Genomic DNA, 12,691 nt, shown 5'->3' on the forward strand with positions numbered 1-12,691 from the left:
GCGCCACTGCCCCGCCCCACCCCTTTTCTATTCCCTGTGCCGCCTCAATCGTCGCGCAGCATCTGCGCGCGGCAGGCTTCCAGCGCCAGGCCCGCGTCACGCAGCATGAAGTTGACCAAGGTGGTCGACACGCCCAGCATGGATGCGATGTCTCGCTGGGTATGCCCTGACAAGTGATAGAGCTCGAAGGCGCGGCGGGTGCGTTCCGGCAGAAGGTCCAGCGTCGCGACGATCTGGCGCAGGTTCTGGCGCGCGATCGCAATGCGTTCCGGCGTATGCGTGCCGCTGGACACTTCAGCCCCATCGTCTTCCGTGAAGATGTGCGATTCAAGTTGCGCCCTGCGATGGTGATCGATCGAAAGATTGCGCACGGTCTGGTACAGGTAGGCAACCGGCTGGCGCACGTTGAACGTGCAAGTTGCCTCCACGATTTTCAGATAGACCTCTTGAACCACGTCTTCTGCCTGCTCACGCGAACCCAGGATCTTCAAGGCAGCCTGGCGCAGCTTCGTCCGGTAGGCCAGGAAGGTGCTATGCATATCCGGATTCAAGAGTTCGACATTCATGAAGCGTACCTCTTTATGAAACGAATACAAATAGAATTGGTTATCATTCCGATTCAGCTGCGTAGAGTAATGAAGGCAATTGACGCAATTCCGATTCGGGGCAAAGAGTTACATCTTTCACGCCTGCCCGGCTGACTGCCGGGCAGGCACGCGCATTGCGCGGCGGTCAGGCCGGCAGCGCGTCGGCGAGCGTCTTGCCCGCCGTCTCGGCCTGAGGGGCCGAGGGTGACCGCAAGCGGCCGTTTTCCATGTGCAGCAGGCGATCCGCAAGATGGAAATAGCGGTCGTCGTGGGAGATCACCAGCACGGTCTTCCCCATTGCCCGCAACTCGGGCAGTACTTCGCGATAGAACACGTCTTTGAAGATGGGATCCTGGTCAGCGGCCCATTCGTCGAAGATCAGGAACGGCCGGTCTTCCAGATAGGCAACGACCAGGGCCAGCCGCTTGCGCTGCCCTTGTGACAAGGCGCGAGTCGTGAAGGCGCCATCACGCACCTGGACTTTGTGTTGCAGGTGCAGCCGTTGGATCAGCCGGTTGCCCTCCTCGTCCAGATCCGCCCGGCCCGTTTCCAGCAAACGGTCGAACAGATGAAAGTCAGAGAAGATGGCGGTGAAGTATTGGCGGTAGTTGTCGCGGTCGGCGTCCTGAATGGTGCGGCCATTGAGCGTCACCGCCCCGCCTTCTGGTGCGTAAAGGCCGACCAGCAGTTTGGCCAGCGTCGTCTTGCCGCTGCCGTTGCCGCCCACCAGGAATACGATTTCGCCTGCACGGAAGCTAAGGTCGATTGGACCCAACGTGAAGAAGTCATCGCTTTGCTCGTGGTAATAGCGGTGCGAGACCCCGTGCAAGGCCAGCTCGCGCAAGGGTTCGAGCTTGTCTTGCAGCGGCGCGGCCGGCGTTGCGGGCAATTGACTGACGATGCCTTCAATTTGCCGTGCCGACACTTGCGCCAGGTTGGCTCGCGGAATGTTCATCAGCAGCACCTCAAGCGGCGCGACCATGTAGACGAATATCAGCGCGAAGCCCGTCATCACGCGGGTGGAGTCGTCTGCGTCGCCCACCAGCGCGAAGAGCACCAGTCCGATGAAGGCGTAGATCAGGAAATTGCCCCACGATGACGCGGTGACGAAGATGGACATGCCGAGCGCGCGTTCACGCCGCACGGTTTCGATGGCCTGTCCCAGCACCTGGTCGGCAAAGGCGTCACGCTTGCTGCGGTTCAGGCGCAATTCCTTGGCCCCATCAGTCAACGCGCGGAAGTGACCAAACAGCCGGTCTTGTTCGCCAGCGGCCAGGTTCAAGTGACGAATGGCTCGAAGATGCGCGAAGTGGTAGCCCAGCGAACCCAGACCGATCGCGCCAAGCGCAAACAGGAAGACCTGCCAGGACAGCATCGCCATGTAGACCAGGCAGCCCGTCACGACGACGGCATTGGTCAGGATGGCCGGCAGGCTGACGAAGAATTGCGCCACATTCGCGCTGTGCTCGGACAGCGCCGATTGGATGCGTGCCGCACCCGTCTGTTCCAGGCCGCGGAAATCCGCCTCCAGCACCCGGTTGGAGACATAGCTGCGCAACGCAGCGTGGGCACGCTGGCTCAACCGTTCAAACAGGACGGCCGACACCATGTTCGCCAGCAGCGACACCACCGCCACCCCCGCGAAGATGCGCCAGTGCCCTGCCCGCTGGGCCGCGTCGGCGGTGAGCGCCAGATTGATCTGCGCGATGAGCAACACGCCGCAAGCGCCAGACACGACGCTGGTTAGCGTCGCGGCCGTGAACAGCGCACGCGACTGGGCAATCAGATACGAAAGCACAGGCACCTCGATGACAAGTATCGGTATGAGCAATAGACGAAGCAGCCCGCGGAAAATTTAGTTCGCATATTTAGGGCTATCACCCGAGGCCCGGCCACGGAGGACCGTGGGGGGTGAATTTCCACCCTGCTCATTCGTCTACCGCTTATGTCGACAGGTTTTTTTTCGGATGCCGCCGCGCCAACGCCCGGATCAGGCGGGGTCACGCCATGATCCCCATCCTGGTGCCCTACTTTCCGGGGGAATGGCGCAGCCATGGGGAATCGCTTCGGCTGGGTCCCGCTGGCGGCGTTGTCGCGCGTGCATTCCTGGAGGACACCCACGGCCTGCGCCACGCGCTGGAGAGCTACCGGGCGGCGCGTTGGCCCGAGGCCGATGCGCGCGCTTCGGCCTCGGCCTGGGCGTTGCAGTATCTGTGGGCATTGTTGGCGCCTGTCGTGGCCGCCGTCAGCGGTGCGCAACGTGCCGTGCCCTGCTCCGCATCCCTTATGCGGTTGACGTTGGATGAGACCTGCGCGCCCGTGGCATTCACGGTCGCGGAACTTGGCCCCTCCCATGCGGATGCGGATGCCTGGCGACGCTACGGCGCGCTGGTATGGGAACACCTGCTGCCGCTCGCCGAGGGTGTCCACGCCGCCAGCCGGCTACCCCGCAAGGTGGTCTGGGCCGGCGCGGTGCGCTATCTGGAGGCGCTGTTCGACGCCTTGCAGGCCATGGGGTGTGACGTCGCAGAAGATCGGCACCCTCTGCTGCATACCGAGATCTGGGCGCGGGATGGCCGCGCCAATCCCCTGTGTTTGCCGCCGCGTATTCCGCCCGCGCAGGTGCAGGGACCCGTGTACCGGGAATGCTGCCTCTATTACCTGCTGCCGGGCCAGACGCAGTGCGTGGCCTGCCCCCTGGCCCGGCAGACGGCGCGCACTGCGGCCTGCGTGAAAGAAATTTCGTCCGCGGCCTAAACATGCGCAAGCGTGATTCGTCAGTTAGGGGAAGACCCAAGGTGGTTGCTGGCGCCTCGGGCCCCTCCTAGACCGCTTCGGCGCATGCCGCGCCGGACCCTGCTGAGACTAAGCCTGCCCTCATGGATGCTCCGATAGACGGGCCGTTGGCCCATGCCGTGCGAATCGCCGGACGCGATTGGCGCGTTGAGAATGCCGCTGGCAATCTGGTGGTGCTTGGCCCCGATGGCCGGCCCCACAGCCGATGGGAACTGCGTAGTGGCGCTGACGCTCCCGCGCTGCGCTGGCGCGATGGCCAGGCGGTCGCCGACGATGGTTGGGCCGCGTTGGCAGCGGCGTTCTCGTTCCATCACGGCGCAGGCCGCCTGATGCTGGACGCGCCGTCCGACTGGTGCGAAATGCTGCTGTCCCGAGGCGCTGCGGCGCGCGAGGCCGGCCAGACGGCTGTCTTGCGCACGGGCTTGCTGCAACAACCCGAACCCTGGCTGACCCAACCGCGCGCGCCCTATGCCGAGCGCTTGACGATGAGCCAGGGCAAGCGGCATCCGGTGCGGCCCGCCCGGCCGCAAGGCGAAGTCTATGCGCGCCACATTCCCTGGCTGGGCAAGACGCTCACGCTGTCCGCCTTCAATCTGGAAACCGACCTGCCCGATCTGCACCGCTGGATGAATGATCCGGTGGTGGCGCATTTCTGGCAGGAAGAAGGCAGCCTGGAAAAACAACGGATCTACATCGAAGGCCTTCTGGCTGATCCGCGCGTGCAGCCGCTTGTGCTGCGTCTGGATGGCCGCGCATTCGGCTATGTGGAAGCCTATTGGGCAAAGGAAGACCGCATTGCGCCGTTTTACGACGCACGCGACTACGACCGTGGGTGGCATGTGCTGATCGGCGAGGCGGATTGCCGTGGCCGCCCCTTCGTGACGGCATGGCAGCCCAGCGTGGCGCACTACCTGTTCCTGGACGATCCGCGTACGGCGCGGCTGGTGATTGAACCGCGCGCGGACAACCACAAGATGCGCCGCAATCTGCTGCAAGGCGGGTACGCCATCCTCAAGGAATTCGATTTTCCGCACAAGCGGGCAGCGCTGGGCATGCTCTTGCGCGAACGCTTTTTCGACGATGCGGCCTGGCTGCGCGCACCCGACGCGCCGGCCCCGCTCGCACTCTGATTCTCACTTCGGACTCATCATGCACACTTATGACCTGATCGGTATTGGATTCGGCCCGTCGAACGTCGCCCTGGCGATCGCGCTGGAGGAACAGGCGCAGACTGGCGGACGCGAAGTCAACGCCCTGTTCATTGAGCGCCAACCGGACTTTGCCTGGCACCCGCACATGCTGCTGGACCACGCGCATATGCAGATCTCGTTTCTGAAGGATCTGGCCACGCCGCGCAATCCCTCCAGCCGCTATACGTTCCTGAACTACCTGCACGAAAAGAACCGGCTACAGGATTTCATCAACCTGAAGACCTTCTTCCCTAGCCGGCATGAGTTCAATGACTATCTGTCGTGGGCGGCCAGCCATTTCAAGAACCAATGCGCCTACGGCGAGGACGTGCTGGAAGTGCTGCCCGAGATGCATCAGGGCCGCGTGCAGGCGCTGCGGGTGCGGGCCCGAGCGGCCGACGGCAGCGTGACAGAGCGCCGCGCGCTGTCCCTGGTGATCAGCGTGGGCGGCACCGCCAACATTCCCGAGCCCTTCCTGCCCTTCGCCGACGACGCCCGCGTCTTCCATAGCAGCCGCTATCTGGACGCCATCCGCAAGCATGGCGATGCCCGCAAGATCGCCGTGATCGGCGCGGGCCAGAGCGCAGCCGAGATCTTTCTTGACCTGCACAACCGAGGGCAAGCGTCGGTGGACCTGATCACCCGCGCGCGCACCATCAAACCGTCGGACGACAGTCCGTTCGTGAACGAGATCTTCAACCCGGAATACACCGACTACGTCTACGGGCACGGCGAACGTGAGCGCGCCGCGCTGATCCACGAGTTCATGAACACCAACTACGCCGCGCCCGACCTGGATCTGATCCAGGACATCTATGCCGTGCTGTACCGCCAGAAAGTGACGGGCAAGCACACGCACCGCTTCTTGCGCCGTCATGACGTGCAGCGTGCGCTGGCCACCGACCAGGGTATCTGCCTGACCTTGCAGGACCTGGATCGTGGCGTTGCCGACACCGCCTGCTACCAGGCCATCGTGCTGGCAACAGGCTATCAGCGCGTGACCCACCAACGCCTGCTCGCACCGATGGCGGAATACCTGGGGGACTTCAATGTCGACCGCAATTACCGCATCCAGACCGGCGCCGACTTCCTGCCCGCCATCTACCTGCAAGGTTGCTGCGAACCGTCGCACGGCCTGTCCGATACCTTGTTGTCGATCACATCGGTACGCACGGCGGAAATCAGCCGCGCGCTCGATGCCGCCCTTGCCCGTCAGGGCCATGACGCGGCGCGCAGCGCGCCAGCGCTGGCCACGCACTGACCCATCCGACTTCCGCGGAGCCCAACCATGTCCAGCCTACCGGTTTCTTCCCTGCCCTCGCTTGAATCCGCCAACGAATTGGCCGGGCGCCACCATGCCCTGCGCCAACCCTACAGCCTGACGTCCAACGCGCTGCTGCAACGCCAGAGCGAACAGGAATCCAATGCCCGCAGTTACCCGCGCCGCATACCGCTGGCACTGCGGCGCGCGGCTGGCGTCTATGTCGAAGACGTGGAGGGCCGTGTGTTCCTTGATTGCCTGGCAGGCGCCGGCACCCTGGCGCTGGGGCACAACCACCCTGCGGTGCGCGCGGCGATCCAGCAAGTGTTGGACGACGGCCTGCCTCTACATACGCTGGACCTGACCACACCGGTCAAGGACCGCTATGTGCAGGACCTGTTCGAGTCGCTGCCCGCCGAGTTCGCACGGGGCGCCAAGATCCAGTTCTGCGGCCCAACGGGCGCGGATGCGATCGAAGCGGCGTTGAAGCTGGCCAGGATCAACACCGGCCGCAGCACTGTCCTGGCGTTCCATGGCGCCTATCACGGCATGACGCAAGGCGCGCTGAATCTGATGGGCAATCTTGGCCCCAAGGCCGCGCTGCACGGAACGCTGTCCAACGTGCAATTCATGCCCTATCCCTACGACTACCGCTGCCCGTTCGGCTTGGGCGGCGATGCCGGCGCGCAAGCGGGGCTGCAATACCTGCGCACGGTCCTGAATGATCCGGAAAGCGGCGTGCCCGCGCCCGCCGGCATCGTGGCCGAGCTGATTCAGGGAGAAGGCGGCGTGGTCTGCGCGCCCGATGCCTGGACGCGCGGCCTGCGGCACCTGGCTACCGCGTCGGACACGCCGCTGATCATCGACGAAGTGCAGACCGGTCTGGGACGCACGGGCAAACTCTACGCATTCGAACACGCTGGCATCCTGCCTGACGTGCTGGTGCTGTCCAAGGCGATTGGCGGCGGCCTGCCCATGTCGGTCGTGATCTACCGGGGCGAATTGGACCAATGGCGCCCGGGATCGCACGCCGGCACGTTCCGGGGGAACCAACTGGCCATGGCCGCGGGCTCCGCCACCTTGCGCATCATCCGTGAGGAAGGCCTGGCTGACCGCGCCGCCGAGCTGGGCGTGCATCTACGTCGCCGGCTGGCTGGGCTGCAAGCGGCGTTTCCGTGCATTGGCGAGATCCGCGGACGCGGCCTGATGGCGGGCGTGGAACTGATCGACCCGGACGGCGGAACCGATGCCCTGGGCTATCCGCCCGCCGCATCGGCCCTGGCAAGCGCGGTGCAGGCGGCTTGCCTGCGCCACGGATTGATCCTGGAACTGGGCGGCCGCCACGGTAGCGTGCTGCGCTTGCTGCCGCCATTGATCATCACCGCCGCCGAGTTGGACCTGGTCTGCGACATCCTGGCCACCGCGCTGACCCAGGCGACTCAAGCCCCCCTTCGCCACTGACACCACCATGCCGCTGCATCCCGATATCGAAGCCTTTCTTGAACTGGTCCAGGCTGGCCGCGACCAGGGCCGTCCGCCCATGCACCAGATGAGCGCCGGCCAGGCGCGGCAGGACTATGACCACAGCGCCCGGATGCTGGATAGCTGCCCGGCCGACCTGGACGATGTCCGGGACTTGGAAATCCCGGTGCGCGACGGGGCGCGCATTGGCGCCCGGCTGTATCGGCAGGCCGACGCGGCGGGCGCCGTCCTGCTGTACTTCCATGGTGGCGGCTACTGCGTGGGCGGATTGGATTCGCATGATTCGCTATGCCGCGACCTGGCCTTGCGCAGCGGCTGCGCGGTGCTGGCGGTGGCCTACCGCCTGGCGCCCGAACACCGTTTTCCCACGGCCTTCGAGGATGCCGTCGACAGCTATGCATGGCTGCGCGGCCAAGCGCCCGTGCTGGGCCTGAACGCCGGCCATATTGCCGTGGGCGGCGACAGCGCGGGCGCGACACTCGCGACCGCACTCTGCCTGGCGCTGCGCGACGCCGGCCAGCCCCAACCCTTGCTGCAAGCGCTGCTGTATCCCTGCACCAGCGCACGCCAGGACTCCGCCTCGCACCAACGCTACGCGGAAGGCCATCTGCTTGAAGGCGACACGCTGCAATGGATGTTCAACAACTATTTGCGCGGCGACGCCGATCGGACGGATTGGCGCTTCGCCCCGCTGGAAGCGGCCGACCTGCGCGGCTTGGCACCCGCCCTGGTGGCGCTGCCCGAATACGATCCCTTGCACGATGAGGGACTGGCCTACGCGCAACGGTTGCGCGCGGCGGGCGTGCCGGTTGATATCAGGGTTTACCCAGGCATGGTCCATGACTTTGCGCGTCTGGCAGACGTGGCGCCCGATACCGGGCAGGTGCGTGCCGATGTGGCGCGCGCGCTGCATTTCGCCCGGATTCAGGCCTGAGGGTAAACGAGTGCTTGCACGGCTGGGAGTATAAAATAATAATGGGAATCATTCTTGAATATGAGCCCTACTCACGCTCCGCTGGCCGGGGCGGCGTTTTCCCTGTCCCGATGTCAGCGCCCTCCCCGATCCGTCCCGCCAAACGGCCCGCCACCGCCTCGGCAGTGCGCGAGTTCGTCGACGAACTGCTCAGCCACTACCGGGATTTGTACCGGCATCTAAGCTATCAGCTGCGCAATCCGGACGACGCCGCCGACATTGCCCAAACCAGTTTTGAACGCGCTTACGCAAGTGGCCTGAGCCACGTCCGCAAGGACGGCCCGGGCGTCGAATCGTCACGTGGCCTGCTGTTCCGCATCGCCCACAATCTCTGCATCGATGAAGCCCGCCGCCGCAAGGTGGCTCAAACCTGGTTGACCGAGCACGGGCCGCTTGAAGCCGAACAGACCGCGCCATCCTCCGAACAAGTCGTGTCGCAGCGTCAGATGGCCGAGCGCGTAGCCGAGGTGTTGGCCGCCCTGCCGCCACGGCGGATGCAGGTGTTCCTGTTGTTCCGCGCCTACGGCCACAGCCGCGCTGAAATCGCGCAACAATTGGGGATCACGGAAGCGGCGGTCGCCAAGCACCTGGTGCGCGGCACGCTGGATTGTTCCCGCGCCCTGCGCAACTTGCATCTGGATGCCGGCCCTGCCGGCGCCGGCGATCGCCCGCAAACCGAGTACGATCTGGTCACGGACGACGGCAACTGACATCATGCAGCAAGTACCCGACGAGGGACTCATCGACCAGGCGCTCAGCCTGATCGCCACTTCGGAAATCGCAACAGAGCGCGCCGCGCGCCAGGCCGCCTCGCGGTTGGCGGCGTGGCGCACCCGCACGCCCCGGCACGAAACCGCCTACGTCGAAGCCCTCCGGCGTTGGAAGCTGCTGGGAGTGGTCGCGCCAGAGATGCGAGAGCACTTCCACCAAGATATCCCCCTTGCCGCGGATCGCGGCCTGTCCCGCCGGGCGTTGCTGGGCTGGGGAGTGGCGGGCACCTGTACGGCGCTGCTCGGCACGGGCTGGTATTGGCGTCAACCCCTGTATCGAGAGTCCTACGAAACCGGTTCAGGCCAGATCTCGCAGGCTCAAGTGCCCGACCACGCCAATGGCGGCGGCATGGGAACGCGGATCGACCTCAGCGCCCAGACGCGGCTTGCCGTCAGCCTGTACCGCCACGAGCGCGTGGTGGAACTCAGCCACGGCGAAGCGCTGTTTACGGTGGCGTCAGATGCCACCCGCCCATTCCGCGTGCGCACCCGGGGAGGCGAGGTCGAAGTCGTGGGCACGGTGTTCACCGTCAGCGACCGGGGCGGCACGGTATCGCTGGCCGTCGAAGAAGGCCATGTCCGCTTTCGCCCCGCGCCGCGTGACGCCCATTGGTACACGCTGACGTCCGGCGGCCCTCCCCTGGATTTACGTGCCAATACGGCCGTCAGTTGGCGCAACGGCGAAGTCGACCCCATTCGGCGCATCGACCCGGAAAGTGTCGCGGCCTGGCGCAACGGCTGGCTATGGTTCGACAACCAACGGCTGGACGAAGCCCTGCCGGCCATCAATGCGTATCGCACGCGGCCGCTGACGACCGCCAGCGCGGCGGTCAACGCCCTGCGCCTGACCGGCCGTTTCCGCAGCGCCGACGCCGACAACGCCTCGCAGTTGCTTGAGGCGATTCTGCCCGTGCGCGCGGAGGCGCGCGCCAATGGCGACGTCATGTTGCGCCTGCGCTGATTTTTTTTCCGACAGGTGTCTCCGTTTCAGCGCCTGATCCGTCTTCTGTATCGATAAGGCCGCCCATGGGGGCGACGATTTTCTCGATAGACGGAGTTGAAATGCACCAATCCGGTATACGCCGGCCGGCCTTCAGCCGGCCCGCGCTGGTCCTGGCGCTGGCGGGCGCCCTAGGCCTGCCGCTGGCCGCCGCGCCCACGTTCGCCCAGGCCCAAGCGCAGCCCGAACGGCTCTACAGCGTCGACCTGCCCGCGCAGCCGCTGAACACGGCGCTGACCACCCTGTCGCGCCAGACCAATACCCCCATCATGGCGGGCGGCTCCCGCGTCACGGCGCACCGCGCGCCGGCGGTGTCGGGCCGCATGACGGTCCAGGAAGCCTTGTCGCAATTGTTGGCAGGCTCCGGCCTGTCCAGCGCGGCCACCCCCGGCGGTGGCTTCGCCGTCACGGCGCCTGACCAGGGTCCGGCCGTGACCACGCTGGCGCCGGTGCTGGTAACGGGGCGCTCGCAGTTGTCCGAGCCTTACGCCGGTGGCCAGGTCGCCCGCGGCGGCCGGGTTGGGATGCTGGGTGAGCGCGACGTCATGGACACGCCGTTCAATATCGCCAGCTATACGTCTGAACTGATCCAGAACCAGCAGGCCAATTCCATCGCCGATGTGCTGGCCAATGACGCATCGGTACGCACCGTCAACGATGGCCAGGGCTCCGTGGCCGGCACGGGTGACGAATTCCAGATCCGCGGCTTCCCGGTGCGCAACCAGGACGTGTCCTTCAATGGCCTGTACGGCATGCTGCCGCTGCGCACCATTGCCATGGACGGCGTGGAGCGGGTCGAAGTCTTGAAGGGTCCGACCGCCCTGCTCAACGGCATGAGCCCGCGCGGCAGCGTGGGCGGCGGCATCAACGTCGTGCCCAAGCGCGCCGGCGACGAGCCCCTGACCCGGTTGACCGCCACCTACCAATCCGATTCCCGCTTTGGCAGCATGGTCGATATCGGCCGGCGCTTTGGCGAGAACAACGAATTCGGCATCCGCTTCAATGGTTCGTACCGCGACGGCGACACGGCCGTCGAGAATCAATCCAACCAGATGGGCACGGCAGTGATCGGGCTGGACTATCGCGGCGACAAGCTGCGCGTCTCGCTGGACGCCGGCCATCAGACCAATAACATCGACGCGCCGGGCGATTCGGGCGTACTGATCTTTGGCGACAACCTGCCGGTTCCGCGCGCGCCCGATGCGTCAAAGAGCTATTCGCCTGACTGGGGCTATTCCAAGTCGCGCGACAACTACGGCGTACTGCGCGCTGAATACGACATCACCCCCAATTTGACCGTGTTCGGCGGCGTGGGCATCCGCCGCAGCAATAACCGCTACCTGTATGCGGACCCGATCGTGGTCGGCCAGGAAGGCGAACTCTTGATGCGCCCGTACTATTGGCCCAGCTATGAACAGAACGTCTCCACCGTATGGGGCGCGCGTGGCAACTTCAACACCGGGTCGGTCAAGCATGACGTCAGCCTGAGCTATTCGACCTTCGAGCAACGCGCCGGCTACTACGATTACTACATCTTTGGCCTGTCGCCGTCCAATCTGTACGATCCTTCCGAGATTCCCAAGCCGTCGATCGACGGGCTATCGAGTTCGCCGCCGCGAACCTCGCTGCTGAAGCTGCCCACCATCGCGCTGGCCGACACGCTGTCCTTCGCCGATGACCGGGTGCAGTTCACCGCAGGCGTGCGCTATCAGACGGTGAAGGCGACGAACTACAGCTACACCACTGGCGCCGAGACATCCCACTACGACAAATCCGCGGTCACGCCGGCCTTCGGCCTGGTGGTCAAGCCGTGGACGTATGTGTCGCTGTACGCCAACTACATCGAAGGCCTGACGACGGGCCCCATTGCTCCGGCCGGCACCTCGAACGCAGGCGAGATCTTCGCGCCCATCAAGACCAAGCAGGTCGAAGCCGGGGTGAAAGTTGATTTCGGCTCGGTCACGACGACGCTTGGTCTATTCCAGATCAAGCAGCCCACCGGGTTGACGACGGTCAGCGGCGGTGTCACCCGCTACGACTTGAGCGGCGAACAACGCAATCGTGGCGTGGAGCTGAATGCCTTCGGCGAGCTCGCCCGAGGCGTGCGCCTGCTGGGTGGCATCACCTATATCCAGCCCACGATGACCCGTACCGCCAACCCCGACACCGAAGGCAATAGTGCCGTCGGCGTGCCGCGCTGGATGGCCAACATCGGCATGGAATGGGACCCGTCGTTTGCGCCGGGCGTGACGCTCAGCGCACGCGCACTGTCGACCAGCTGGCAGTATCAGAACCTGGAAAACACGCGCCGCATTCCGGGTTGGACTCGCTGGGACGTCGGCATGCGCTATGCCACCCGTGCCTTCGACCATCCCGTCACGCTGCGCGCGACGGTCAACAATGTCTTCGGCAAGGATTACTGGTCGTCGGCCTCCGAGGGCTATCTGCGCCTGGGTTCGCCGCGGTCGGTGATGCTGTCGGCGTCGATCGATTTCTAAGACGCCCAGGCACGAGCGCAGCCATTATCAAGCCGGCACTTGTAAAAAAGCTGCCTTTACCCTCCCCGGCGTACCTGATCGCCGGGGAGTTTTTTTTGCCTGAGCCTTTCGGCCCCTTGCCCCTTCTTGGACGC

General features: G+C 65.0%; 10 protein-coding genes. 8 read left to right on the top strand and 2 right to left on the bottom strand.

What is annotated here, in order from left to right:
• Window positions 1–44: 44 nt before the first annotated feature.
• Window positions 45–566, bottom strand: coding sequence for a sigma-70 family RNA polymerase sigma factor (locus HV753_RS03390; protein ID WP_175172997.1), 522 nt, complete (start codon window positions 564–566; stop codon window positions 45–47).
• Between the two features lie 166 nt (window positions 567–732).
• A complete protein-coding gene (locus HV753_RS03395; protein ID WP_175172998.1) occupies window positions 733–2,385 on the bottom strand; it encodes a cyclic peptide export ABC transporter in 1,653 nt (550 codons plus the stop codon).
• 209 nt (window positions 2,386–2,594) lie between these two features.
• Between HV753_RS03395 and fhuF the strand changes: the two genes are divergently transcribed.
• The 8 genes from fhuF to HV753_RS03435 all read left to right on the top strand — a co-directional run bounded on the left by fhuF (window position 2,595) and on the right by HV753_RS03435 (window position 12,557).
• Window positions 2,595–3,344, top strand: coding sequence for a siderophore-iron reductase FhuF (gene fhuF, locus HV753_RS03400; RefSeq protein WP_175172999.1), 750 nt, complete (start codon window positions 2,595–2,597; stop codon window positions 3,342–3,344).
• Window positions 3,345–3,466: 122 nt separating this feature from the next.
• The gene (locus HV753_RS03405) at window positions 3,467–4,513 is read left to right on the top strand and encodes a GNAT family N-acetyltransferase (RefSeq protein ID WP_175173000.1); all 1,047 of its coding nucleotides are present in this window, start codon (window positions 3,467–3,469) and stop codon (window positions 4,511–4,513) included.
• 19 nt (window positions 4,514–4,532) lie between these two features.
• The gene (locus HV753_RS03410; RefSeq protein WP_175173001.1) at window positions 4,533–5,834 is read left to right on the top strand and encodes a lysine N(6)-hydroxylase/L-ornithine N(5)-oxygenase family protein; all 1,302 of its coding nucleotides are present in this window, start codon (window positions 4,533–4,535) and stop codon (window positions 5,832–5,834) included.
• A 27-nt stretch (window positions 5,835–5,861) separates the two neighbouring features.
• Window positions 5,862–7,295 (top strand): diaminobutyrate--2-oxoglutarate transaminase, encoded by a 1,434-nt coding sequence (locus HV753_RS03415; protein WP_175173002.1) that lies wholly within the window; start codon window positions 5,862–5,864, stop codon window positions 7,293–7,295.
• 7 nt (window positions 7,296–7,302) lie between these two features.
• Window positions 7,303–8,250 (top strand): alpha/beta hydrolase, encoded by a 948-nt coding sequence (locus HV753_RS03420; protein ID WP_175173003.1) that lies wholly within the window; start codon window positions 7,303–7,305, stop codon window positions 8,248–8,250.
• A 110-nt stretch (window positions 8,251–8,360) separates the two neighbouring features.
• Window positions 8,361–8,999: an RNA polymerase sigma factor gene (locus HV753_RS03425; protein WP_175173004.1), complete on the top strand. Its 639-nt coding sequence runs from the start codon at window positions 8,361–8,363 to the stop codon at window positions 8,997–8,999.
• Window positions 9,000–9,003: 4 nt separating this feature from the next.
• A complete protein-coding gene (locus HV753_RS03430) occupies window positions 9,004–10,020 on the top strand; it encodes a FecR family protein (protein WP_175173005.1) in 1,017 nt (338 codons plus the stop codon).
• A 101-nt stretch (window positions 10,021–10,121) separates the two neighbouring features.
• Window positions 10,122–12,557 (top strand): TonB-dependent receptor, encoded by a 2,436-nt coding sequence (locus HV753_RS03435; RefSeq protein ID WP_175173006.1) that lies wholly within the window; start codon window positions 10,122–10,124, stop codon window positions 12,555–12,557.
• The last annotated feature ends 134 nt before the right edge of the window (window positions 12,558–12,691 follow it).

It is taken from the genome of Achromobacter pestifer, assembly GCF_902859625.1.
Lineage (GTDB): Bacteria > Pseudomonadota > Gammaproteobacteria > Burkholderiales > Burkholderiaceae_B > Achromobacter > Achromobacter pestifer.

Excerpts from the sequence above, each read along its gene's own strand:
- HV753_RS03430 (WP_175173005.1), top strand. The coding sequence starts at position 9,004 with ATGCAGCAAGTACCCGACGAGGGACTCATCGACCAGGCGCTCAGCCTG.
- HV753_RS03420 (WP_175173003.1), top strand. The coding sequence starts at position 7,303 with ATGCCGCTGCATCCCGATATCGAAGCCTTTCTTGAACTGGTCCAGGCT.
- HV753_RS03390 (WP_175172997.1), bottom strand. The coding sequence starts at position 566 with ATGAATGTCGAACTCTTGAATCCGGATATGCATAGCACCTTCCTGGCC.
- HV753_RS03435 (WP_175173006.1), top strand. The coding sequence starts at position 10,122 with ATGCACCAATCCGGTATACGCCGGCCGGCCTTCAGCCGGCCCGCGCTG.
- HV753_RS03405 (WP_175173000.1), top strand. The coding sequence starts at position 3,467 with ATGGATGCTCCGATAGACGGGCCGTTGGCCCATGCCGTGCGAATCGCC.
- HV753_RS03410 (WP_175173001.1), top strand. The coding sequence starts at position 4,533 with ATGCACACTTATGACCTGATCGGTATTGGATTCGGCCCGTCGAACGTC.
- fhuF (WP_175172999.1), top strand. The coding sequence starts at position 2,595 with ATGATCCCCATCCTGGTGCCCTACTTTCCGGGGGAATGGCGCAGCCAT.
- HV753_RS03425 (WP_175173004.1), top strand. The coding sequence starts at position 8,361 with ATGTCAGCGCCCTCCCCGATCCGTCCCGCCAAACGGCCCGCCACCGCC.
- HV753_RS03415 (WP_175173002.1), top strand. The coding sequence starts at position 5,862 with ATGTCCAGCCTACCGGTTTCTTCCCTGCCCTCGCTTGAATCCGCCAAC.